The 25362-nt window shown below is 41.9% G+C and carries 22 protein-coding genes and 1 pseudogene; 12 read left to right on the plus strand and 11 right to left on the minus strand.

Features of this window, described 5'->3' with window-relative positions:
- Nucleotide 1 precedes the first annotated feature (1 nt).
- Nucleotides 2-1072 carry a DUF3900 domain-containing protein gene (locus AC622_RS12155; protein ID WP_049671298.1) on the plus strand — a complete coding sequence of 357 codons (1071 nt, stop codon included), beginning with the start codon at nt 2-4 and terminating at the stop codon, nt 1070-1072.
- Between the two features lie 304 nt (nt 1073-1376).
- On the opposite strand, the pseudogene AC622_RS21690 reads toward AC622_RS12155, so the two are convergent.
- Nucleotides 1377-2494 (minus strand): annotated as a pseudogene (locus AC622_RS21690) (IS256 family transposase).
- Between the two features lie 316 nt (nt 2495-2810).
- On the opposite strand from AC622_RS21690, the gene AC622_RS12165 reads away from it, so the two are divergent.
- The 3 genes from AC622_RS12165 to AC622_RS12180 all read left to right on the plus strand — a co-directional run bounded on the left by AC622_RS12165 (nt 2811) and on the right by AC622_RS12180 (nt 4577).
- Entirely contained in the window at nt 2811-3011 is a 201-nt protein-coding gene (locus AC622_RS12165) for a hypothetical protein (protein ID WP_049671299.1), read from the plus strand.
- 80 nt (nt 3012-3091) lie between these two features.
- Nucleotides 3092-3367, plus strand: coding sequence for a hypothetical protein (locus tag AC622_RS12170; protein ID WP_049671300.1), 276 nt, complete (start codon nt 3092-3094; stop codon nt 3365-3367).
- A gap of 883 nt (nt 3368-4250) precedes the next feature.
- Nucleotides 4251-4577 (plus strand): hypothetical protein, encoded by a 327-nt coding sequence (locus tag AC622_RS12180; RefSeq protein ID WP_049671302.1) that lies wholly within the window; start codon nt 4251-4253, stop codon nt 4575-4577.
- A gap of 57 nt (nt 4578-4634) precedes the next feature.
- On the opposite strand, the gene AC622_RS12185 is transcribed toward AC622_RS12180, so the two are convergent.
- From AC622_RS12185 to AC622_RS12195, 3 genes are all read right to left on the minus strand, one after another.
- Complete coding sequence (locus tag AC622_RS12185; protein ID WP_082197132.1) at nt 4635-5072, minus strand: GNAT family N-acetyltransferase; 438 nt, start codon at nt 5070-5072, stop codon at nt 4635-4637.
- Between the two features lie 128 nt (nt 5073-5200).
- Nucleotides 5201-5611, minus strand: coding sequence for a DUF3021 domain-containing protein (locus AC622_RS12190; RefSeq protein ID WP_049671303.1), 411 nt, complete (start codon nt 5609-5611; stop codon nt 5201-5203).
- Complete coding sequence (locus AC622_RS12195) at nt 5608-6066, minus strand: LytTR family DNA-binding domain-containing protein (protein WP_049672941.1); 459 nt, start codon at nt 6064-6066, stop codon at nt 5608-5610. The genes AC622_RS12190 and AC622_RS12195 overlap by 4 nt, the downstream gene beginning before the upstream one ends.
- Nucleotides 6067-6411: 345 nt before the next feature.
- Between AC622_RS12195 and AC622_RS12200 the strand changes: the two genes are divergently transcribed.
- From AC622_RS12200 to trhA, 3 genes are all read left to right on the plus strand, one after another.
- Nucleotides 6412-8793 carry a DUF6359 domain-containing protein gene (locus tag AC622_RS12200; protein WP_049671304.1) on the plus strand — a complete coding sequence of 794 codons (2382 nt, stop codon included), beginning with the start codon at nt 6412-6414 and terminating at the stop codon, nt 8791-8793.
- Between the two features lie 147 nt (nt 8794-8940).
- Nucleotides 8941-10269: an IS3 family transposase gene (locus AC622_RS12205; RefSeq protein WP_049669728.1), complete on the plus strand. Its 1329-nt coding sequence runs from the start codon at nt 8941-8943 to the stop codon at nt 10267-10269.
- A gap of 202 nt (nt 10270-10471) precedes the next feature.
- Nucleotides 10472-11119 carry a PAQR family membrane homeostasis protein TrhA gene (trhA, locus tag AC622_RS12210; RefSeq protein WP_049671305.1) on the plus strand — a complete coding sequence of 216 codons (648 nt, stop codon included), beginning with the start codon at nt 10472-10474 and terminating at the stop codon, nt 11117-11119.
- Between the two features lie 57 nt (nt 11120-11176).
- Here the strand turns inward: trhA and AC622_RS21565 are convergent, their stop codons facing one another.
- From AC622_RS21565 to AC622_RS12220, 3 genes are all read right to left on the minus strand, one after another.
- Nucleotides 11177-11308 (minus strand): hypothetical protein, encoded by a 132-nt coding sequence (locus AC622_RS21565; protein WP_269431788.1) that lies wholly within the window; start codon nt 11306-11308, stop codon nt 11177-11179.
- Nucleotides 11309-11464: 156 nt separating this feature from the next.
- The gene (locus AC622_RS12215; protein WP_049671306.1) at nt 11465-11647 is read right to left on the minus strand and encodes a hypothetical protein; all 183 of its coding nucleotides are present in this window, start codon (nt 11645-11647) and stop codon (nt 11465-11467) included.
- A gap of 46 nt (nt 11648-11693) precedes the next feature.
- Complete coding sequence (locus AC622_RS12220) at nt 11694-12491, minus strand: type II toxin-antitoxin system SpoIISA family toxin (RefSeq protein WP_049671307.1); 798 nt, start codon at nt 12489-12491, stop codon at nt 11694-11696.
- Between the two features lie 172 nt (nt 12492-12663).
- Between AC622_RS12220 and AC622_RS12225 the strand changes: the two genes are divergently transcribed.
- Nucleotides 12664-14196, plus strand: a complete 1533-nt coding sequence (locus tag AC622_RS12225) for an FAD-dependent oxidoreductase (RefSeq protein WP_049671308.1) — start codon at nt 12664-12666, stop codon at nt 14194-14196.
- Nucleotides 14197-14233: 37 nt separating this feature from the next.
- Here the strand turns inward: AC622_RS12225 and AC622_RS12230 are convergent, their stop codons facing one another.
- Nucleotides 14234-15829, minus strand: coding sequence for a catalase (locus AC622_RS12230; RefSeq protein ID WP_049672942.1), 1596 nt, complete (start codon nt 15827-15829; stop codon nt 14234-14236).
- Nucleotides 15830-16099: 270 nt separating this feature from the next.
- Between AC622_RS12230 and AC622_RS12235 the strand changes: the two genes are divergently transcribed.
- A complete protein-coding gene (locus tag AC622_RS12235; RefSeq protein ID WP_049671309.1) occupies nt 16100-16963 on the plus strand; it encodes an EamA family transporter in 864 nt (287 codons plus the stop codon).
- An 87-nt stretch (nt 16964-17050) separates the two neighbouring features.
- Here AC622_RS12235 and AC622_RS12240 read toward each other — a convergent pair whose 3' ends face one another.
- Together AC622_RS12240 and AC622_RS12245 are read right to left on the minus strand one after the other, a co-directional pair.
- A complete protein-coding gene (locus tag AC622_RS12240; protein WP_049671310.1) occupies nt 17051-17278 on the minus strand; it encodes a hypothetical protein in 228 nt (75 codons plus the stop codon).
- A gap of 179 nt (nt 17279-17457) precedes the next feature.
- Nucleotides 17458-18114 carry a response regulator transcription factor gene (locus AC622_RS12245; RefSeq protein WP_049671311.1) on the minus strand — a complete coding sequence of 219 codons (657 nt, stop codon included), beginning with the start codon at nt 18112-18114 and terminating at the stop codon, nt 17458-17460.
- Between the two features lie 267 nt (nt 18115-18381).
- Between AC622_RS12245 and AC622_RS12250 the strand changes: the two genes are divergently transcribed.
- Nucleotides 18382-19683, plus strand: a complete 1302-nt coding sequence (locus AC622_RS12250; protein WP_049671312.1) for an NCS2 family permease — start codon at nt 18382-18384, stop codon at nt 19681-19683.
- Between the two features lie 35 nt (nt 19684-19718).
- Here the strand turns inward: AC622_RS12250 and AC622_RS12255 are convergent, their stop codons facing one another.
- Entirely contained in the window at nt 19719-21485 is a 1767-nt protein-coding gene (locus tag AC622_RS12255; protein ID WP_049671313.1) for an ABC transporter ATP-binding protein, read from the minus strand.
- A gap of 215 nt (nt 21486-21700) precedes the next feature.
- Here AC622_RS12255 and AC622_RS12260 point away from each other — a divergent pair, with 215 nt between their 5' ends.
- Nucleotides 21701-23425 (plus strand): ABC transporter ATP-binding protein, encoded by a 1725-nt coding sequence (locus AC622_RS12260; RefSeq protein ID WP_049671314.1) that lies wholly within the window; start codon nt 21701-21703, stop codon nt 23423-23425.
- A complete protein-coding gene (locus AC622_RS12265; protein WP_049671315.1) occupies nt 23422-25266 on the plus strand; it encodes an ABC transporter ATP-binding protein in 1845 nt (614 codons plus the stop codon). The genes AC622_RS12260 and AC622_RS12265 overlap by 4 nt, the downstream gene beginning before the upstream one ends.
- The last annotated feature ends 96 nt before the right edge of the window (nt 25267-25362 follow it).

The raw sequence follows: 25362 nt of genomic DNA on the forward strand, positions 1-25362 counted from the left end.
GATGGAATTTGAGATACGTTTTTTATCCTTTTTCGTAATTGAAACTGAAAATAAAGAGCAGCCGACAGCCAAGCTTTATCAAACACTTGACACAGCTGAATACGAAGAAAGCGCTCTGAAAGATTTCCTTGACGGGGAATTTAAGAAAATCGTCAAAAGAAAGGTGGAGCGCCACCCGAATTCCGAACAAGTTCCGACCAAGCTTGGGCATTTTATTATCGAGCCAGGCCATGCGCTCGATTCAAACCCGAATTATAACGCCTTTAACCGAACCCGCTATGCCGAAAGCAAAGAGGAGTTCCAAAGCTGCAGTGAGGAGTTTGTTCATTCTTATTTGGACACGAGCGCTGTGCGAGGAGGCGTCTTCCTCCTAGCATCAGCAGTGCCTCGGAAATTCTTTGAGCATCGTTTCCTCTTCATCATGAAATGTGATTTCGAGCCGAAGGTTGCCTCCATCTCTGATGAGAAAACATTGATTCGCAATGTTGAAATGGCCATTACGACCAAGAATATGAAATCCATCCTCTATCCGCATATGCCTGAGGAAGGAATGATTGAGGAAAACGAGCTGAAAATCCACCAATCCTCCCATGCCCGTTACTTTGAGGACTTTTTGAAATTCGTCGAATATGGGGAGTCCAAGCAGGAAATCATGAAGAATCATGTAATGGAAATGGTACAAGAGCATATTGGAGAGGTATATGAACCTGAAAGCGAGGAAAGACGCCAGTTCGAGGAGGCCATTGAGATTTGGGCTGAGAGCCCGAAGCGGGAGCTGCAAGAAAAGCTGTCAACAGAGCAGGTCGTCGAAGCAGCAGCCCAATTAGTTGAGCGGGAACCGGAAGTTGAGCTGAAGATGAAGCTCGACAGCACAAGTATCAAGGGCCTCCTCGCTGATTTCGGAGAGACCATCCATTTAGCGAAAATCAATAACCGCTATGTCCTGGTCATTGAGGCTGACACCATTCTGTTTGAGAAAGGCTTCTCCCCTATTGAGTTCCATAAGCCGGATGATCTCCATCAGGTGATTGAGAAAATCAGCCGAAAAACATATGAAGCGAATACGTTTTAAGATGGATCAAAATAGTGCAAAAACCACCTACAAACAAATGGAATATTCCATTTGTTAAGGTGGTTTCTTTTTATCAACACGTTTACTATCTAAGTAGTGCTTAGTTTTGTGATGGAAGTATGTATGCTTGAGCCATGAGGTCAAAGTTGGGATCATTCTTAAACACTACATTACCTTTAAGTACAATTTTCTGCTGCCGAGTCACTTTTTTCTGTTTGATGTTTGTCTCCATTTCTCACACCTCTAATATGTATTCTCCCATCGACCCTCCCTATACCCAATGTTTCATCCTTATACATATCCCTCAACAGGTATTTCTCTTTGAAATTCCGTTCAATGAATCCTCTGGCCAAACAAACCCGCTTAATTTTCTCGTTACCCATGAGTCTTTGTATTTGGTCCCGTCAAATAGACGATTTTCTCAGCTGCCTCAATGTTCGGGAGGCTGTTCATCATCTTTAATCGTTTCCGGATTTCTTTGTTTAAACGTTCAATTAAATTGGTTGTATAGAGATTGGGCCTGATGTAGGAACTGTAATTCATAAATGCCGTTGGGACAGGTAAATCATTCTCCCAGGACTCTAACTCCTTTTTGTAGGTCTTTGACCATTTCTTCTTAACTTCTCTTACAGGGCCTTTTCTGCTTCATCAAAAGAAGATGCTCTATAAATGCGCTTTAAATCCTCGCTAAGGGCGGATTGGTCTTTCTTTCTGGCGACATTTAGGGTCTGGCGAACTTTATGAACAACGCATCGTTGGACATCAGCCCTTGGAAATGCCTCCCGAAAGGCTTCTTCCAGACCCGTCAATCCATCAAATATGCCAAGAAGCTCTTCCCTGTCCCCACGACCATAAAAATTCATTAGAATCCTTCTCCACCCATTCGAAGTTTCCCTTCCACCTACGTAAAAACCCAAAATCTCTCGATTCCCATGAGGAGTGATGCCCATGGCAATATAAATAGCTTCCTTGTCGACTACGTCTCTGCTCAATTTGACGAAGAGAGCATCTAGGTAAATCGCACAGTATTGAGTATTCAACGGTCTCTTTTGCCATTTCTCCACATCTCCCATGACAGCTGAGGTGATCTTAGAGATGGTCCCAGCTGAATATTGGTCTCCTAATAAGTTCTTCATGATTTTACCTACTTGACGCACACTAACCCCCGTTTTGGTAGAGCTGTACAACCAATTCATCCACAGCGACCATCAGATGTTAATAAGGTTCAAGCAGTGTAGTTTGGTAATCACCTTTACGGTCAGGGGAACCGAAAGGTCTTCTGGCCGGCCATACATGGTATCCATTGAACGCTTGTAGTAGCCATTACGTGAATTCCTATTCCCACTGGTTCTCGCTCATTAAGACGTTTTTGATCTCTTCCTCTAAGATTAATTCAATTTTCTCTTTAAAGAGGTCATTCATGAGGGATTGTACAACATTCGATAAATCTCAAGTATTTGTGTTATGACCATTCATGACAAAGCGCTCCTCTCAAGGGTTATTGTGGTGATAACTTGGAGAGTACTTTGTCTTTTTTGTTTTGTCTAATAAAAGACCTTACACATAATTTTCTACATCATCTGTTATCAGTTTGTATTGAGCTTAAAAGTAACAATTATTACTGTTTAATCAAGCAGTTGGTCATTTTTGTTAAAAAATATTACAAAACGCCTTATCCCGGTGTTGCATATGGTAGAATAATTTTCACAGTAATTCATACATAAAAGGGGAGTCACAATTGGCAAAAGTAAAACATTACATCAAAGATGGAAAGATTATTAGAGAGACTAAAACAGGAAACAGTGTAACACATGATGAGATAAGCGAAGAAGAGTTTAATAGGTATCAAGTAGGCCAAAGTAAAAATGGATTCATATGGCTTACTGCATTGTTTTTGATAGTAATAGTTTTCTTATATACAATCTTTTCTCAATTTTGATCAATCATCCGATTGGTCTTTTTTTTGGGGGTATTTATAAAATATAATCAGATAATTTTACGCAACAAGAAGGTGATGAAATGGATACTGCAGGAATGATTTTCATTATAGTTGTTATAGGCATCGTTGTTGTTGTAATGGTTCCTTTTATCATCATGGCTACAGGGTCGTTTATTATGATATTAGCATTACCTTTTACGGCACCGTTTCTATTTCCTAAGTTTACTTACTCATTTCTGTATGATGTTGTAGGAATCAATAAAGGTGTCAGTATTGTTTTTGCCTTTTTAGTTTTCTTGCTTACCGTGTTTGTAGAGGGAAGTGTAATATGGGTCATTTACAGATGGGTTATATAAGATATATATATGATGAGTAATCCATTTCATTTGGAGCTATTTATTAAATCATTATTATTACACATGCATACTCCCCTACACTCCAAGATATCCTTTTCTTCTGACTTTACTATCCTCCCAGTATTGGGATACTCCACCTAATTAAAGATGGAGTCCTTTATTTGTTCTCTCAATACTTGCTCAATTTTTAGAGCAATCCGTTTCGAAATGGAGGTTTCTTATTTGCGAGAAGGATAAATTGTTATCCTGTACCTCATCAAGCCTTCGCGGTATTTCAACCATTATCTGCGGCAATTTACATCCCTCTACTACAATGGCTGTAAATGAAAACCCTGAGCAATCACAACTGTATGTAGTTTTATTCATGATGAGATTAGTCCTCGATTACTTCAAAGCCTTGGTTGCTTATCATGTGTACATTTGGAGCTAACACTTTCCCACCATTTATGATAAGAGTTAATAACGCTTCTCCCAATCGTTATTACATTCACTTGCTGCTGGTTCTTCATCATTGCCTCAAGCTCGCTACCCGCCTCTACTTTTAAAGATACATCCAGTTTAATTTGAGTGCCCAGTGAAAGGTGGCTTTTTGTATTCGTTTTATGAAATAAATAATTGTTACCGATGATCACTTTTTTCAGCCTGTTAATTCAGACGAGTATATCAACGCCTTACCATCATTGTTTTTCATCTAGATAGTCTCTCTTCTCTCATACACGTCCGAAATGTATCATTGACCGGATGCTTCAGCTATCCCTCTCCTTCCCAACAACGGATTGCTCATGATTATCACCCAAAAGAGCCCCGCAGCATAGGTATATGAATGAACGGAATAAATCGATGGTTCCAAACAGGACAAATCAAGTAAAGGAGTCACATGAGCATGAATCTTGAGCAAAGACAGCAATATCCGCCTATTAATACACAGGTATTTGTGAATTCCGCCAATTTATCTAAGGAAATGATTAGTGATCTTTATACCATCACCAATCAAGTCGAGAGCAATCCGACCTTTGCCCGCCAATTAATGGAGGCTGCCCAGCGAGGACAAAGGAATCAAGTCATCGCACTGATTAACAGCCTCCCTCTTACCCACCGGCCTGAGGTTACCTTCTCACCAGGGGCAATTGTCGTCCGCATTCTCCCTGCAAATCCTTCTAATAGCAGTGCCAATCTGACTTTGACCATGATATGGAAGCAGTCCTTTTGACAGGCCGGACATAAAAAAACAATCGGCGAAATGGGGCCGATTGTCTACATAGGATATTTACAATTCTTTCCTGAAGGAATAACTCCATTTATCATAATCTAGCTTCTCTTCATAAAACCGGTGGGCATCTGTTCGTGGCAGGGCTGATTCAAGTGCAACATACTTCGCACCATTTTCTCTCGCCCAATCATGGATAAAAGCGAGAAGCTTCTCTCCAATGCCCTGGGAGCGTTCCTCTTCGTTTGTTACCAAATCATGCACCATCACATGACGCTTATTATAGAAATTCACACGTACGCTTATGCCAATGACTGCAGCCATCTCTTCACCTCGATAAAAAGCGAATAAGCGATAGCCATCCTTTCTCATCTCATCCATTAATTCAAAATAGGAATGCTTATCTAGATTCGTACGCAATTGCGTGATGATTGGATAGGCCTCTTCCCATTGCTCTACTGAAATGAGCTCCATTATTGTTTCTGTCATAATCGTCATGTACTTGCCTCCTATTTCAATCCACTGAATAATTGGCCAAACAAGCTGACACACTCCTCATTATACACCGTATGAAAAATTCCGGTATGTTTTTTGTCTTTTTTTGACTATTCATAGGAATTAGGGTATTACAATCGCTTTAAATGCTCATTCAGTACCTTTTCTTGATATTTGAAATAGAGAAAGAAAATTGTCCAACTAATCAGGTAGATTGCGATAAATATCACCATTTGCTTCAATATAATTGGCATAGAGATCGGAATCCAGCCAATTGTGAAAGCAAGAAGGAAAAAAAGAGTGCTGACAGTCATAAAGTGCAGGAGCGTTTGCTGAAGCAGACTCCATTTTTTTATCTCAAAATACATCGGACTGACTGTAAAAAACCAGGCACAAATGATGACTCCAAGTGCATTCTTCAAAAATAAATCCGCATTGATGGTCTCTGCCTGGGAGAGAAGAATTCCTAAACTGATTATTAAAACATGAAGGAATCCTCCAAAAAAAACACCTATTAAGCTGCGGTAAATAAACGTCTTCATTTTGTTTTCCTCCTATTCATTCGCAATGCTCCTTTAATTGCTGGAACATAAGTCCTCGACACATATTCTTTCCTACCAGATTTAAAATGGACACAGAGAGTTCCATTGAAGGAGGCCTCAAAATGGCTTAGCTCATATAAATTGGCGATAGCCGATTTTGACAGACGGATAAAGCGATTCGCTGGAAGCATCTCTTCAAGCTCATACAGTTTTTCACGAATCATGAAAGATTCTTCCTTTGTCACAGCTTCCACATGATCTTTCTCAGAATGAAAAAGATGAATATCTGTAACATGCAAGATATGCTGCCGTTCCCCCTTCCTGCCTACCAAGAATGGATGTTCCCTTTCTTGCACAGCGTTAATGACTCCTTGCACCTCTTCATCTAAATGAGGTGCCTCAATGATCACTTTCTTTTCCTTAAATCCCCTATCAATATTTAAGATAAGTCTCATCCCCTCAAACACCCTTCCAATATCCCCTATGATTTTCCTCTATACCAATAATAAGGAAGTTTTTGTGTAATGTCATACCTCTATCGATAAACCGCAAGATTTGTTCCCTATCTTGCCAAATACGGTCCATAAGCTGCACTTTTGAGGCTTATTCCGATTCCTTTGCACTAAGCACTCATAAACATGGTCTTTATGCTCTATGTAAACCAGGCAAGACAACTAGTTCTTTCTGCCTGTATCACTGCCATTTATCAGTCAAAAGATGATACTTCCCACACTATCTAGCCTTCTAAGTATTTTGTAGTATATGGATGAACTGACAAAAATGATAAAGGAGCGTGTCACATGCTGACGTTTTTCAAAAGACGTTTTTTCATGCCAAGTTTACTCTTTTTCTTCCTTTTTTCGATTCTAATTCCAAGCACAGTTTCTCATGCAGCAGCCCCTATTTCAGTTGCTGAAGCGATTGCCAATAATTCTGGCTCTGCGACCGTTGAAGGGTATATCGTCGCTCATACAACCGGGAATAACAGCTATGATTTCGAGGCGCCATTTGGAAACGATTTCAATTTCGCCCTTGCTGATACACCAAATGAAAAGGACAAATCTAAGCTGCTGCCTGTTCAACTGCCAGCAAGCTTCCGTGCCGAATTCGGCCTGCAGACAAACCCGACAAAAATTGGAAGTAAGGTTCAAGTCACAGGTTCCCTTGAAGCCTATTTCACCGTACCTGGTTTAAAAAACCCAACGGTAGTTACGTTAGTTGATGAATCAGACCCTGCACCAAAAGCGGCTGAACCTGTCAGCTCCGTCCCTTCAGGTGCCGTCACATCCGGTACAACGATCACGCTAACATCAGACACGGAGAACGGCGCGATTTATTATACGACAGATGGCACTGTGCCAACTATAGATAGTACACGCTATTCCGGTCCTATCGAAATCACGAAGGATACAACAATTAAAGCTGTTGTGATTGCTGATGGATTTAAGGATAGCGATATCGCAACATTTACGTACTACATTGCCTTAAACGGCTTAGAAATACATGACATCCAAGGAGCAGCCCACTACTCTCCCTATGAGAATCAATATGTTGCTAATGTAGAGGGAGTTGTCACATATGTAGCTGATGCCAGTAATGTCTATATCCAGTCACTAAAGCCTGATAACGACCCGGCCACATCAGAAGGAATTCTTGTTTATAAACGAAATCACGGCCTATCTGCCGGAGATACGGTAAAAGTAAGCGGACAGGTGAAGGAATGGGTGTTGGAAGGATATTCTGAAAAATTAAAGACAGACCTTCCTGTCACCGAAATTAACGCTACTTCCATAACTGTCACAGCTACAGGACAAGCCCTGCCAAAGCCGGTTGAAATCAGCCCGCTTAAAGGACAACCGACAAAAATCATTGACAATGATCAATTCACAAAGTTTGATCCAAGGCAGGACGGTATTGATTATTATGAAAGCCTGGAGGGCATGCTCGTCAAGGTTGCAAAACCGAAGGTAATTGCTCCACAGGATTATGGCGAATTATATGTTGTCTCCAAGTACACGCCGGTCAACACATTGGCTAAAGGTCTGAGAATTAAGGAGGATGACTTTAATCCAGAACGGCTAATTATTGATATCGATGATTCCAGCTTCGTGGCAAAAACCGGTGATTCCTTTACTGGCGATATTACCGGGGTCGTCAGCTATGGTTTTAGCAACTACCGAATCTTCGCTGATCATGAAACTCTGCCTGATTTAAAAGAAGGAAAACTAAAGCAGGAAAAGACGAAATTGAAGCAGCATGCGAAGAAGTTAATCGTTGCCTCCTATAACGTCGAGAACTTCTCACCGAAAACAAGTATGGAGAAAACGACAAAGCTGGCCAAGGCTATTGCAGAAAACTTAAATCAGCCCGATATTATTGGACTGACAGAAATTCAGGACAATGACGGTGCCACAAACAGCGGAAATACAGATGCCAGCATGAGCTACCAGGTACTGATTGATCAGATTAAGGAACTTGGCGGTCCAACTTATGCCTATACCGATATCGCTCCAAATAATAACGAGGACGGCGGTGCTCCTGGTGCCAATATCCGTGTTGGTTTCCTCTATAATCCAGAGCGTGTATCCCTTGTCGATGCGCCAAAAGGAACAGCAAATGAAGCAGTCGGTTATGAGAACGGAAAACTCACCTTGAATCCTGGACGCATAGAGCCGAATAACGCAGCATTTAAGAGCAGCCGTAAACCGCTGGCCGCACAGTTTTCCTTTAATGGGGATAAGGTGGTCGTGATTGCCAATCACTTCAATTCTAAAGGGGGAGACTTACCGTTATTCGGTAAGACACAGCCTGCCGTCCTATCAAGTGAAGAACAGCGTGTCAAAATAGCAGCGATCGTCAACCAATTCATAAAGGACATACAATCAAAGGATCGAAATGCTAATATTATCGCCCTTGGGGATATGAATGACTTTGAATTCACCCAAACACTCAAAACCCTTAAAGGCAAGGAAATGACAAATATGATTGACCTTATCCCTTCCGTTGACCGTTACACGTATGCATACCAAGGGAATTTACAAGTGCTCGATCACATTCTAGTCTCAAAAAACCTTTCTTTACGAACAGCAGTTGATATTGTCCATATTAATGCGACTTTTATGGAAGAGCATGGACGTGCAAGTGATCATGACCCCGTTTTAATTCAAACTATGCTGAAATAGACGAATCTCCAATCATCTATCTGTAAAAAAAAAGAGAAGGCGGGATCACTAAACTGGTACCTGTAGTTAGGACACTTGAAAAAGAGTGTCCTAGCTACAGGTTTTCTTATATACTAGAGGTCATGAAATAAGATACAAGGGGATACCATGAGTAAGATTACATTTACATCTAGAGAGATTAAACTACTTCAAAAAAACCCAAATGTACAACGTGTCAGCGAGCGATCCATCACCTATACAGATGCATTTAAAAATAGATTTATTGATGAGTATATGACGGGAAAGCTTCCCCGGCAAATTTTTATGGAGGGCGGTTTTGATGTCGACCTCATTGGAATGAAGCGAATCGAACAATCGGCCTATAGGTGGAAGAAAGCCTATGAAACCAATGGGTTACTTGGACTCACGGATTCAAGGAAAACGGCATCTGGAAGGCCGTTAAAACGGGAACTCTCACCATCTGAAGTGATTAAACGCCAAGAAGCTCAAATTAAGCTGTTGGAAGGACAAATAGAGCTATTAAAAAAGCTAGAAATGACCGAAAGGAGGCTGTTAAACGAAAGTCAAAACCTCGCTCCAAATAGAATCTATCAGCTGATTTATGAGACCTTGGAACAACATTCATTCAAGCGATTGACGGCATACTTTTGTGCCCTCTTAGGCGTATCCCGTTCGGGTTACTACAGTTACTTAAAGGCTTTTGAGGTCCGTAAAGCAAGAGAACAATTAGATTTAGAAGCGAAAGAGCTCATTTTAAAAGCGTTCAAACGACGCGGGTATAAGAAGGGGTCTCGCTCCATTAAGATGGTATTAGAAAATAAGTATGGAGTCCTCTTTAGTCGAAAAAAGATTCAACGAATCATGAGGAAATATGGGATTGTCTGTCCTCACAGGAGGTCAAATCCTTATAGGAAAATCGCCAAAGCCACTAAGGAACACCAGGTCGTTCCAAACAAGTTGAACCGAGAATTCAAACAAGGAGTTCCTGGTAAAGTACTATTAACAGATATCACCTATTTGCCATATGCCGGAAGACAGATGGCTTATTTGTCGACCATAAAAGATGCCTCGACGAACGAAATCCTCGTTTACCATGTTTCAGACCGAATTACATTGGATATCGCCACGCAGACGATCCATAAGTTAATGAACAACAAGAAAGTAAAATTAGACAAGGATGCGTTTATCCACTCCGATCAAGGAAGCCATTACACAAGTCCTCGTTATCAAAAATTATTGAAGAAATATGGATTGGGACAATCCATGTCTCGCCGGGGAAACTGTTGGGACAATGCCCCTCAGGAATCGTTCTTTGGGCACCTCAAAGATGAAGTCGATTATCGATCTTGCCAGACACTGAATGAACTAAAGGCCAAAATAAAGCACTACATCAATTACTATAATTATGACCGTTATCAATGGAACTTAAAGAAGATGACCCCTGTTCAATTTAGGAATCATCTTCTCGTAGCTTAGTCTCTTTTTTTTAATGTGTCCTTGACAGGGGTACCAGTTTACACCATCATCCCCCTTCTTTTTTTGCTGTTAAATAACTTGACTCTCCTGTAATTACCACCTATACTTTGTTATATAGTATCGAAAACTACATGTTATCATCACATATGATATATCCGTTTTCAGCCAGCTTAAACATATCGGAGGAAAGAAGGAATTCGCAATGAATGAAACCCATGTTTATACGAAAAGTGAAGAAATCGTGAATGCTATCACTCATGGATTGGGTGCTCTGCTCAGCTTAGCTGCTCTTGTGCTCTTAATCATCTATTCTGCTCAATACGGAACTGCTTGGCATGTGGTGAGCTTTACCATTTTCGGCAGTACAATGCTGTTAATGTATCTATGTTCAACCCTTGTCCATAGCTTGCCTGAAGGAAAGCTAAAGGATCTCTTCCAAATTTTCGATCATACATCCATTTATTTCTTTATTGCGGGTACGTATACCCCCTTCTTGTTCATAGCTCTAGATGGATGGGCACGCTGGACAATCTTTGGAATCGTTTGGGGAATTGCCATTGGGGGAACCGTTTTTAAATCCTTTTTCGTGAAGAAGTACATGCTTTTTTCCACGATATTATATATTATTATGGGCTGGATGATTGTATTTGCATGGGGGCCATTATCACAGTTTCTTGCTCCTAATGGAATTGTCCTGCTTGTAGCAGGCGGCATTCTATATACTGCAGGATCTATCTTTTATGTGTGGCGCGGTTTTAAGCACCATCATGCGATCTGGCATCTATTTGTTCTTGCAGGAAGTGCCTGTCATTTCCTTAGTATCTTTTTCTATTTATTACCTTGGTCTTAAGAAATTAAAAAGGACTTCAGATCACTCTGAAGTCCTTTCTTTATGACTGCATCCGAGCTACCCCAGCCGGCCGCGAATGGATTTCAACCATTTAAGCGCCTCTTTGTTTTTCTTCAGCATCTTCGGATTGCGCACTAAAGTCGTATACGGCTTTTTCTTTCCTTTATCCTGTTCTCTTCTCGCTTCCACTATTCCTTCTGCCCCATTCTCTGCTGCTTTTCTATAGAATATGCAAGTCGGCGGGAACCTACACAAGAAAATAGCGGCGGCATATTCCATTTTTAATGGCACAAGAAAAGGACAGGAGATTCTCTGATTTCCCGTCCCTCAGAATACGAAGTATCCTTATTTCACTGATTGAATATAGGCTAAGGCCTGCTTATTTAATTCCTTTAATCGTTTAGTCTGCTTGCTCATTGACTTGTTGGAGAGATGTGTTGGTTTTGCGCCAATTGAAGCTGCATTTGCGATTAAGTCCGTCTGATTCATCGCCCCTTCATTCAACCGGTCTCTTCTCCTTTGTTTCATGCTAATCCCCCTCGTCAATTCTTCCTCATTATATTATACCATCATTTTACATAAAAGAATCATATATATGAACCAAATTTGCGGTATGAATCCCGTCAATTTCTATCGGTGTTCCCTTTCCTTTCTTGATCACGACAATAAAGTGATATTTAGGAAGCTGAACAGGGACGATAAAGGTTTCATCCTCTTCTAATGTGATAATTTCTCCATTATAAATGGAAACAATATATTCTTCTAGTCTTGATAACTCCATCCCTATATTATGCATATCCTTCATAATTAGAAGCTCTTGCCGGATTTTCGCTTGAACAGAGACTTCAAGATCGGTATTCGGATCGATTTCGTACTGCCGTACATCGATATTCAAGCCAAAACGATCCCCATATTGCTGCAGGTATTGTTCCAGCTCTGCCAGATAATCCTCATCTGTCTCAGGGATTGGTTTCTTCTCGAAATAATAAATGGCATCTTGGATGAGAAAGGACATAAAACTAACCTTTGCCATCATATCCCGAATAAGCCGTTCGTTCTCCTTTAAGGTTTCTTCAAGAAGCTCAGAGCCATGAAGAAATTCAGCCTGCCATATTCTCAGGATGCTTGGAGTCAGCAGCACAGCAAGATCCGTAAAGACGACAATGGAGGCGAGACTCACTACATAGGGCCAATCGTCAAGCTCAAGACCGCCCAAAACCACTCCGCTGCCTGTCGTCGCAATAAAGATGGTATATAGAACTCTCCTCTTTTTCTTTAAGTTCAAATCAAATTGGCTTGGTCGTACGATTGCCATCACACATGAATAAATGGCAAATAAGACAATGAGAGCGACACAAATTTTTCCTACCATGAGCATCTCTCCTGAATTTGTTATCAGCACCCTTATTATACCATTTACTTCCAGTCAATGGACTGTTCTATCGATAGGCCATTCGATAGATTTTTATATGACAGATGAGTGATAGATTGTTTTAGAAAATCATGGGTATGTATAAACTATATTGGAAAACTGGAGGTGCATTATGACAAAAATCCCAACAGAGTCAAAATCTTATTGGACGGATTATATTGATCGCAAGGAATCCCCTGTCTATCAGCAGGCGGTTAAGGATGAGGAAACAGAGATTGTCATTATTGGAGCCGGAATCGTCGGTGTTCTGTCAGCTTATGAGCTGGCAAAAAGGGGCAGAAAGGTCATTCTGCTTGAAGCCGATCGTATTCTTTATGGAACGACAGGTCACACAACAGCAAAAATCTCAGCTCAGCATGGTCTCTTCTATGATGAACTCATCAAAAAGCATGGTGAAGAAACGGCAAGGCTATACTATCAAGCTAATATGGATGGTGTAAACTACCTCAAAAATATTGTGCATACAGAAGACATCGCTTGTGATTTCTCCGAACAAACCGCTTATACGTATGCAACGACAGATGAATATGCTGACAAAATCAAAGCTGAATTCAAGGCATATGAAAAGCTTGGCATAGATGGAGCCTTTCATACTGAATTGCCCTTACCCTTCCCAATCAAATCAGCGGTCTCTATGAATGGTCAAGCTCAATTTCACCCGCTCAAGCTATTGAGCAATCTTTTCGTTTCATTTGAGCAAATGGGCGGGATCATTTATGAGCGTTCACCTGTTAAAGACATAAAAGAGGATGATTCAGGTCATCATGCCGTGCTCGAAAATGGACATCAAATCAGCGGGAAGGCCATCATTATCGCCACCCATTATCCTTTCTATGATATGAAGGGACTTTACTTTTCAAGGCTGCATCCGCTTCGCTCCTATATCATCGCAGCTGCCACCGAGGAGAATATTCCCGATGGTATGTATATCAGTGCAGATAAACCGACTCGTTCCCTCCGTTACACAGACTATAATGGGCAAAAGCTGCTTCTAATCGGTGGAGAAAGCCATAAAACAGGTCAGTCTGAGGACGAACAAGCTTATTTCACCGCACTGCAAGACTTTACGGATAACTATTACACGGTCAAGGAGTACCCATACAGATGGTCAGCACAGGACCTAGTCACGTTAGACAAAATCCCGTATATTGGCGCCTACTCTGACTCAAAGAATCATCTATATGTTGCGACAGGTTTTGCCAAATGGGGCATGTCTAACGGAGCGGCCGCAGCTTTAATTCTTAGTGATTTAATTACCGGTAAGGAGAATCCATATGCCGACCTCTTCTCACCTAGCCGTTCCGAGACGAATCTAGCAAGCGTATCTACCTTCATAAAAGAAAATTCAAATGTTGCCAAGGAATTAATCAAAGGGAAAATCAATCCTAATGAAGTAGATCTCGATGAATTGAAGCCTGAGGAAGGCGGCCATGTTAAGTTTAAAGGCAAGAAAGCAGGTGCCTACAGGGATAAAGATGGGAATCTCTGTATACTAGATACAACCTGTACCCATTTGGGCTGCGAGGTAAGATGGAACAGTGGCGAACGTTCATGGGATTGCCCATGCCACGGCTCACGTTTTGATACAAATGGTGAAGTCATTGAAGGACCAGCTGTCAGCCCGTTAAAGAAGCTGAATGAATAAGAAAAGACTCTGCGAACTCGCAGAGTCTTTCTTTTGTTTAATAAGGTTCAGCATCATGACCCATGTCTTCAGCTTTTTTGACCGCTTCATCAGCTCGTGGGGAGCTCGTAACATTCTCCTGTTCCATTTCCTTTAAGGCATTTGCAAGCCCTTCCTTTACTCGGCGTCCATATTCTTCATCTGCCTTCGTAAAGTGTTCAATCATTTTTTCTTGAATGATTGGGGCACATACCTTAAGGGCATTGACCAAGTTATTGATGAGGTCATCCTTTTCCCAATCTTCAAAGTTTCGGTATGTTTCTCCCGCCTGCTTATAATCATTGGCACGCTCAATTTTCTGTCTGACTAGACGATCATTATAATGCGGTTCATGGTCTTTTCCTTCTTTCTCCGCTTCAGCGAAACCGCCAAGATTGGTCGGCTCATAATTGACATGCGGGTTGGATTCACTCGCAAAATCAACTGAGTAGGCCATCTGACCATCTGATTGATTCGTCCTTACCTTTGTTTTCGGAGCATTCACCGGCAATTGAAGATAATTAGATCCTACACGGTAACGCTGGGTATCAGAGTACGAGAAGGTCCGGCCTTGCAGGAGTTTATCGTCTGAGAAGTCGAGTCCATCAACAAGCACCCCTGTACCAAATGCAGCCTGCTCTACCTCAGCAAAATAGTTAACTGGGTTGCGGTCCAAGACCATTCTTCCAACCGGGAGGAATGGGAATTGATCCTGCGGCCATAATTTTGTCGGGTCAAGCGGATCGAAATCCAGTTCTGGATGCTCATCATCACTCATGATTTGCATGCAAAGTTCCCATTCCGGGTAATCTCCTCGCTCAATAGCCTCATACAAATCCTGTGTCGCATGAGCAACATTCGTGGCTTGGATTTTCTCTGCCTCTGCCTGTGTAAGGTTTTTAATCCCTTGCTTTGGCTCCCAGTGATATTTAACAAGAACGGCTTCCCCTTCTTTGTTTACCCATTTGTACGTATTAACACCTGAACCCTGCATCTGTCTGTAATTCGCGGGTATTCCCCAAGGAGAGTGCAGGAATGTAGCCATATGGATGCTTTCTGGTGATTTCGAGAAGAAGTCAAACATGCCCTCTGGATGCATGAGGTTATTGACTGGATCTGGCTTAAAGGCATGGACCATATCAGGGAATTTGAGCGGATCACGGATAAAGAATATTTTCAGGTTATTCCCAACCAGATCCCAGTTTCCATCCTCTGTATAGAATTTAACCGCAAATCCGCGCGGATCACGGGCTGTTTCGCTCGATTCACGTGCACCAGTTACTGTGGAGAAACGGACAAAGACAGGTGTTTTCTTCCCAGCCTCCTGGAACAGCTTGGCCCGAGTATATTTTGAGACAGGCTCATCCCCCACTTTTCCATAAGCCTCAAAATATCCATAAGCTCCAGCTCCTCTTGCATGAACGACGCGCTCGGGAATCCGTTCTCTATCAAAGTGAGAGATTTTCTCCAGGAAATGATAGTTCTCCAACGTCATCGGTCCGCGGTTTCCAACAGTCCGGACATTTTGATTATCGGTAATCTTATGACCCTGACGATTAGTCAGCACATCTTCTTCGCGGTTTTCTGGCGCATCTGAATGTTGTTTCTGATTCATTTCATCTTTTGATCGATCCACTAATATTCCCCCTTTGAAAAGTAAACATCAGTTTTCAGTTCCCCTCACAGAAATTGGATAAACATGATTCGTGCTTTTTTTTACATATTAAGAAAGTTTTCACAAAAGGGGTGGATTATTCTGGATGTCCCCCGTGTATTTTGACCCTTTGTAACTGCCATTGGACCCCTTTGCACTTCTTGGATTGTATCCTGTATAGTATTCAGTAGAACATATGGGCAAATCAAAAGAAAAAGAGATGATTCAAAGATGACTATTATACTCGCCCTCCTGGCAGCAATCTTTGCCGCATTAACCTCCATTCTCGCCAAAATCGGGATAACAAATGTGGATTCCAATTTAGGGACAGCCATCCGGACAATCGTTGTCCTCATCATGGCTGCGATTGTGGTTCTCATTACGGACACTTGGCATACAATAGGTTCCATATCAATCAAGTCATGGATTTTCATTGTTCTCTCAGGCTTGACAACAGGCTTATCATGGCTATGCTTCTTTAAGGCTATCCAGCTAGGGGATGTCTCCAAGGTGGTGCCAATCGACAAATCAAGTATCGTCTTAACGATTATCCTTTCCTTTATCATTCTTAGAGAGCCGCTGACTCCGATGGTCGTCATAGGAGGCTTGCTGATTAGTGCAGGAACCTTCATCTTAATTGGAAAAACAAAAACGGCCAAAAAGAAAGGGCATTTGAAGCAGTCATACATATTTCTTGCGTTGTTGTCTGCGGTTTTTGCTGCCTTGACAAGTATACTGGCCAAGATTGGGATTGAGAATGTCGATTCAAATCTAGCGACATTTATTCGGACGATTGTCATTCTGTTCTTTGCATGGGGCATTGTCTTCTGGCAGGGGACTTACCGAGAGCTGAAGACTGTCTCTAAGAAGTCTTTCCTTTTTCTCATCCTGTCAGGTGCTGCAACGGGATTATCATGGTTATGCTATTTCGGGGCTATTTCGATTGGTAAAGTATCCATCGTTGCACCTATTGATAAATTCAGTACAGTATTAACAATCATTCTTGGCGTCCTTCTATTAAAGGAAAAGCTTTCAAGGAATACAATAATTGGCGGTCTAGTTATTACGGCAGGCACCCTCTGTCTCATTGTATAAATCACACACAAAAACCCCCTTGGTTAAAGAATAGATTCCTTATTCCCAAGGGGGGTTGCTAAAATATATAGAAAGATTATTATTCATTTACAGCATTACTTCTCTTCCTGAAAGCTGTTCATATTCTCTAGCTACATACTCTTGTCCTTTGTCAAATTCCTGCAGCAGCCTCTTCAATTGCTTGGCTCTTTTGTATTCTTTAATTTTCCGTTGATAGACATCCGTTGTAATGGAGTGGTCAACCATTCGTTCAGCTTTTAAAATTTCAATGCCAATCATACTTTTCAAACCTGTGCTGGTTATGTGTTTTTCCATCAAAATCACCTCTAAAACATTACTTCATAAATTTCACTTCTCTATATTAGCATAATGTTTTTGTGATTTTGGGATACTAACAAAATTGTTAGAACAAGCCGTTTGATTGTTATATAAGCACTTGAAAGCAATCTATACTGCTCATGTATGCTTATCCATCTTAAAAGGCATAAACCACCTTAATATTCCCGAATCTCATAGCCGACATTTTTGATAGTGCTGATGAATTCCCTGCCAAGCTTTCGTCTAATTCGATTGATAGTTGTATTAATAATATCCTCACTCATTTCACCATGTTCGGACCAAATGGCTTCCCATAATTCTTTCTTCGTGACAATTTGATGCTTATGGTCAAGGAGATACGTTAATACTTGCATTGGAATCTTGGATAGTGACTCAATTGAACCATCCTTCAAGGTGATAGTCCCCTTTAACGGTTCAATTTTATGACCAGCATGTATGTATTCGTGGCTCTTTCTCACTGTATTATCCATCAAATTCTTAATATTTAAGACTAGTTCTTTATAACTGAATGGTTTCGTGAAATAAAGGAGAGCCCCCTCTTGTAGACCTCTTAACCTAGCATCCGATGAATCTGCGCCCGTCACAAGAATAAATGGGATATTTTTCTTGCTTCTAATAATGGAGGCTGCTTCGAGTCCATCTATGATAGCCCCGTGAATAGTGATGTCAAATATTAAAAGGTCATAGTCATGTTCCTCACAAGCCTTGATTGCTTCTTCAGGATCATCAAAATCATCCACCTTGTATCCTTGAAGTTCGAGTCTTTTTTTCAGAACCGTTCGTGCTACTGGCTCATCCTCCAATATTAACATTCTTATGGCAAATCACCTCTAACTTATTCCCTTTATACTTTCTTACTATAATATATATCGTCTGTTTTTAAAAGTAGTACTGAATGAATCCATTAACCATAATTGGAAAAAAATAAAAACCTGTATATATCTACGTTGCTACTGGAAATATATTCTCAAGGTGTTTTTCTTCTATTCTGGGTTGAAATTTCCCCCAATAGCGAATAATATATTAAGGGTCGTCACAAACGTTCGTGTTTGACGAAATTATATTTGGAGGTTTCCATTTTGCTTGAACAATTCTTTTCACTTTCAAAACATCAAACATCTGTGAAAACGGAAATTTTGGCAGGAATTACCACGTTCTTCACGATGGTCTATATTATCATTGTTAACCCGGCGATTTTATCCGCTTCCGGGATTCCGTTTGAGCAAGTATTTATGGCAACGATCATTTCAGCTGTTGCCGGTACGCTCATTATGGGTTTATTTGCCAAATATCCAATTGCTATTGCACCAGGCATGGGGTTGAACGCCTACTTTGCCACAGTAGCTGGAACAAACGGATTAAGCTATCAAATCATCCTTGGAACAGTATTTATTGCTGGTATCCTCTTTTTACTGCTGAGCTTCAGCAGACTGCGTGAACTGATTATTCTTTCTATTCCCCCATCCATTAAATATGGCATTTCTGCGGGAATTGGATTGTTCATTGCTTTCTTAGGACTGCGACAAGCACAGATTTTTGTCGCTAACGAAAGCAATTTAGTCGGCCTTGGCGATTTAACAGCACCTATGCCGCTCTTAACCATCGCTGGATTGTTGATTACGTTGCTTCTTATGGTCCGAAAAGTCCCAGGAGCTCTCTTTATCGGAATGATCATCACAGCTGTAATTGGTTATTTTACTGGTATGCTGAACCTGACTGGATCAGAATTGATTCCTTCCCTGCCTCCTATGCCCGTATTCTTTGATATGGATTTGGCTGGGGTATTCTCAAATGGTTTGTATTCTGTCGTCTTCTCCTTCTTGCTTGTTACCATCTTTGATACGACAGGAACAATGGTAGCCGTATCTGAACAAGCGGGACTCATGAAGGACGGAAATCTGCCGCGAGCAAAGCAGGCCTTCCTTGGCGATTCCATTGCCACTACGCTTGGAGCAGCATTTGGTACGAGTCCTTCAACAGCCTATGTTGAATCCTCTGCGGGTGTTGCTGCAGGTGGACGAACTGGATTAACAGCTGTTACAGTTGCTTGCCTGTTTGTTGTGGCTATGTTCTTCTCGCCATTTATTTCAGCTATTTCTAGCTTAGCTGCCATCACGTCACCCGTCTTAATTATTGTCGGCTGCTTCATGATGGGTAGCCTGTCGAAGATTAACTGGGCTGAATTTGACGAAGCCTTCACCGCTTTTCTCATTATCTTAGCTATGCCTTTAACCTCAAGCATTTCAACTGGAATCGCCTTTGGGTTTATCCTTTATCCATTACTTAAATTGTTCGGTGGAAAAGGAAGAGAAGTACCACCGCTCATCTATGTGTTTGGTATTTTATTCATCATCCAATTAATTTGGTTCCCTGCCCATTAAGAAATGAAAAAAGCTCTAATCCGCCACTAGGTAGATTAGAGCTTTTTTTCATTCAACTCATCATTCAACTTAAACTGTCTATTGGCAAATTTACGATAAAGCTCATGAGTTTCCATTAGTTCACGATGGGTTCCCATTCCTGTTATCCGCCCCTTCTCGAGAAAGATGAGTTTATCTGCATCTATCACGGTCGAAAGACGATGGGCAATAATCACCGTTGTCCGGCCTTCCATTAGCTTCTCCAACGCTTGCTGAACCAGCTGTTCGGATTCACTGTCCAGGCTGGACGTCGCTTCATCAAGCATCAAGAGGCTTGGATTGCGAAGAAGCGCTCTGGCAATCGCAATTCTTTGCCTCTGTCCCCCAGAAAGCTTCAGCCCTCGCTCACCAACCTCTGTATCGAATTGAAGAGGAAGCTCCTCAATAAACCCTAAAGCATTGGCCATCCTTGCCACATTGACCAGCTCCTCATTATCGACCGCACGATCAACACCATAGCAAATATTATCACGAATGGTCCCGCCAAGAAGCGGACTTTCCTGCGATACATAGCCAATATGACTTCTCCACGAATGAAGAGAATAATCCGTAATCAAATGATCACCGATAAGAATCTCACCCTTTGAAGGCTGATAATATCGCTCCAGCAATTTGAAAAGTGTCGTTTTTCCGCTCCCGCTGGGCCCTACGATAGCCGTAACTTTTCCTGCTTCAACAGATGCATCAATATTTTGTAAAATAGGTTCCTCTTCTGAATACCCAAAGGAAATATTCTGAAGAGTAATGGTTCGATCAGCCTTTTTCAGTTCTAACCCTTCCGTCAGTGCTTCCTCTTCTTCATTTAAGATTTCGATAATTCGGCTCGTGGCACCAATAGATTTCTGTAATTGAGTAAAGAAGGTCGTAATTTGCCCCATCGGCATGATGATCTGAAACAAATACAAAATAAAAGCGACCAATGAACCTGCCGTAATCAATCCGCTGGAGACCTGCATCCCCCCGTAACCAATTACACCGACCAATGCGGCCATTAAAACAAGCGTAATAATTGGTGATACAAGGGCAAGAACCTTAGCCTCCTTTTTCCCAAGATTGAACAGCCGTTTGATTCCTTTCTTTCCCCGCTCTATTTCGACCCTTTCAGCGTTTGATGCCTTCACTAGCTTAATCTCTGGCAGAACCTCATTCAATATGCCTGTAAAAATACCCGTCTCTTTTTGCGTTTCCTTAGAGATTCGAAGCATAAATCTTCCAATGGGAATCAAAATAGCTGCTGCAATAGGAAATACAATAAAGATTAATAAGGTCAGTCTCCAGTTCATGACAAATAAAATGATAATGGACCCAAGGACAGAAATAATCCCTGTTACAGCTCCAATTAAATGAGTTGTAATCAATTCTTTAACGACCATCGTATCATTTGTCATTCGGCTGATCATCTCGCCTGAACCTACCTTGTCTGAGAAGGATACGGGCAGCCTCATTAATTTTTGGTAAAGAAGTTCTCTTAAGCCAGCGATAATCCTCTGCCCATTGAGACCAAGCACATAGGTCGAATACGCATTCAGGATTGCTTGAATGAGGAAAACGGCGATAATTCCGATAACCTGAACTTTTGATAGAGACGACATACTGAAGCCGTCGACAAGGTTCTTCGTCAGGATAGGGATGGTTAATCCCACAATGGTCGTCATGATGCTCAATAGGAGAGCAATCCCTAGTTGACTATATGATGGATTAGATTGATGAATCAGCCGGACGAAACGGCGATAATTTCCTTTATAGCTCTTTTCCTTTTTCACGTATATTTATTTCTCCTTTCTTTCCAAAAACTCAACCGTTCTTCTTCAATCATTATACCTCTTAATAGACGAAATCGACTGTTTTATGCCAATCCTGACCAGCTTCTTTTTTTCAGGATACCAGGCTCGTATCCTGCACAAACTGACTATACTCTGAAGCAGTTCGTCTTAAACGATTGGGACGAACTGCCATTATCAATAGGGAGCTGAGAGAGGTGCGGAAATTATTTCGTTATTTGACTTCATTTAAAGGCCCCATTGCTTTCGTTATTGGGCTCGTATTTATCCAATCCATGGCCGAGCTTTACCTACCCACATTAATGGCCAAAATTATTGATACTGGTGTAGTGAAGCATGATATCCCCTTCATCTGGAAGATCGGGGGCCTCATGATTGCTGTCGCGCTCGCTGGAACCATTTGTTCTGTCAGTGCCAGTTATTTCAGCGCAAGGATTGCCATGTCTTTCGGGAAAATGCTGCGCTCTAAGGTGTTTACCCATATAGAAGGATTTTCTTTGCATGAATTTGGAACTGTCGGGACCGCTTCCTTGATTACAAGGACGACCAACGATATCATCCAAATCCAGGTCGTCTTAAATATGTTGCTTCGGATGATGATTTCCGCTCCGTTAATGGCTATTGGCGGTATTATCATGGCTGTCTCCGTTAACCCCGGACTCTCCATCGTTATCGTTGTCTCTGTTCCCATCCTGATTATTGGTATCGCCCTTGTCATTTGGCGGGGGGTCCCGCTCTTTAAAAAGGTACAGGTACGGTTAGATGCAGTAAATCGAGTGCTGAGAGAGGGACTTACAGGAGTACGGGTTATCCGTTCCTTTAATCGCATTGATTACGAAAAGCAGCGTTTTGGGCAGGTAAATGCCCTTTTGCGCGACACAACCATTAAGGTTAACAAGTTAATTGCCGTCCTTATGCCCTTTATGATGCTTGTCATGAACTTTACAACAATCGCCATTGTTTGGTTTGGTGCAGTAAGGATTAATGCAGGGGATATGATGGTCGGAGATCTCATGGCTTTTATGCAATATGCCATGCAAATTATGTTCTCCATGATTATGCTTTCCATGATGTTTGTCTTGATCCCCCGGGCATCTGCATCTGCCGCAAGGATCAATGAAGTGCTTGCCATTCACCCAAGCATCCAGGAAACCCCCTCAGCTCATGATAGCAGCATGCTAGGCACCATCGAGTTTAAAGATGTCAGCTTCTATTATCCCGGTGCGGAAAAACCAGCCTTAAAGAATCTTTCCTTCAAGGCTTTCCCGGGTGAAGTAACGGCTATCATCGGGGGCACCGGCTCAGGTAAATCCTCGCTGCTGAAATTAATCCCGCGCTTTTATGAACCAACTCAAGGTTCCATCCTTATTGATGGTGTACCGGTAAAGGATTATCCGTTGGATGCCCTGCGGAACAAAATCGGACTTGTCCCGCAAAAAGCTGTCCTTTTCACAGGCACTGTCAAGGATAACATCCGGTTTGGCAATGAGATGGCTGCCGATGAAGACGTCATTCATGCCGCAAAGGTAGCTCAAGCCTATGACTTTATCACCGCAATGAACGAGGGATTTGATAGTCCGATTTCACAAGGAGGCACCAATGTGTCTGGCGGGCAAAAACAACGTTTATCGATTGCAAGGGCTCTTGTCAGAAATCCTGAGATCTACCTTTTCGATGACAGCTTCTCTGCACTTGATTTCAAAACAGATGCCAAACTTCGTAAAGCTTTAAAAGAAGTCACGGAACATTCTACTGTACTGCTCGTTGCTCAGCGTGTATCCACTGTAATGGATGCAGATCGCATTATTGTGCTGGACGAAGGTAACGTGATGGGCATTGGGACACATGAGGAGCTGCTGCATACAAATAAAACCTATCAAGAAATCGTCAAATCCCAGTTATCTGAGGAGGAGATAGCATGAGCAAGATGACTAAACGTCAAGCAAATCCAAGCTTTGGCCCGCGGGGAGGACCCGGTGCACCCATTCAGAAGGCGAAGGACTTCAAAGGGACGTTCAAGCGATTGATTGGCTATTTAGCTCCATATAAATGGAGGCTTGCAGCTGTTTTCGGTACAGCTGTTCTCAGTACACTCTTTACGATTATCGGACCAAAAATCCTTGGTAAGGCGACTACAAAGATCTTTGAGGGTATTGTATTGAAAATGAACGGAGTCCCGGGTGCTGGAATTGATTTCAACTATATAGCCCGCATTCTCGTCCTATTAGGCTTTCTCTATTTATTTAGTTCCCTTTTCACCTTCATACAAGGTTTCATCATGGCAAGCGTTGCCCAAAAAACTGTATTCCAGCTGCGGAAAGAAGCTGAGGCAAAAATCAGCCGACTTCCATTAAAGTACTTTGACAGCACGACAACAGGAGAAACATTAAGCCGTGTCGTCAATGATGTAGATAATATCAGTACAACCCTCCAGCAAAGCTTAACGCAGATTATTACGAGTGTGGTCACCATCATTGGTGTGATTATCATGATGCTCTCAATCAGTGTAACGATGACCCTCATTTTACTGCTGACACTGCCGCTGAGCGGGATTATTGCCGTACTTGTCGCCAAAAAGTCACAAGGCTATTTTGGAGCCCAGCAGAAGGTTCTTGGACAACTAAATGGGCATGTTGAAGAAATCTATACCGGACATGAGGTTGTCAAAGCATTTGGCCAGGAACAAAAGGCTATTGAAGAATTTGACGAAATCAATGAGCAGCTCTATCAATCCTCATGGAAAGCTCAATTCATTTCAGGCGCTATTATGCCGCTCATGCAGTTTGTCAATAATCTTGGTTATGTCCTAATCTGTGTCGTTGGCGGTGTCTTCGTAGCTAACGGCAGAATAACCGTTGGTGACATCCAGGCATTCATTCAATACGCGCGTCAATTCTCTCAGCCCATCACGCAAACAGCCAACATCGCCAACATCCTTCAATCAACGATTGCATCGGCTGAAAGAGTATTTGAGCTGTTAGACGAACAAGAAGAAGAGGCAGAATCAGAAAAACCAATTTCTCTCGAGCATCCTAAGGGATATGTGACATTCGAGAATGTTGATTTCGGGTATAAATCTGATCATTTGCTCATTAAGAACATGAATATTACCGTTACACCGGGGCAGAAGGTTGCTATTGTCGGACCAACCGGCGCTGGAAAGACAACCCTCATCAATTTATTGATGCGTTTTTATGAAATTCAAGGCGGTGCGATACGAATTGACGGTGTCAATATTAAGGATATGAAACGTTCCGAACTTCACAGCCTATTTGGAATGGTTCTCCAAGATACATGGCTTTTCAACGGAACGATTGCTGAGAATATCGCATATGGCCGAATCGGTGCCACAGATGAGGAAATCATCGAGGCGGCTAAAGCCGCTCATGCCGACCATTTCATCCGTACTCTTCCAGAGGGATTTGAGACCGTTTTAAATGAGGAAGCCACCAATATTTCACAGGGACAAAAACAACTGCTTACGATAGCCAGGGCCATTCTCGCCAACCCGGCCATTCTTATTCTAGATGAAGCCACTTCCAGTGTGGATACAAGAACTGAACTCTTTATCCAAAGAGCCATGAATCGACTGATGGAAGACCGGACAAGCTTTGTCATTGCCCATCGATTGTCCACCATTAAGGATGCCGACCTTATATTGGTCATGAATAAAGGAACGGTAATCGAACAAGGGACACATGATGATCTTCTGGCCCAAAATGGCTTTTACGCCGACCTTTATAACAGCCAGTTTGCCAGCTGAATAATAAAGAAAAACACAGAGTCCAAACCGATTGCCCCACTATATGTCTAATAAGGGTGCATTTCAATATGGCTCTGTGTTTTTTTTTAGGAGATC

The organism is Bacillus sp. FJAT-27916 (assembly GCF_001183965.1).
Classification (GTDB): domain Bacteria; phylum Bacillota; class Bacilli; order Bacillales; family Pradoshiaceae; genus Pradoshia.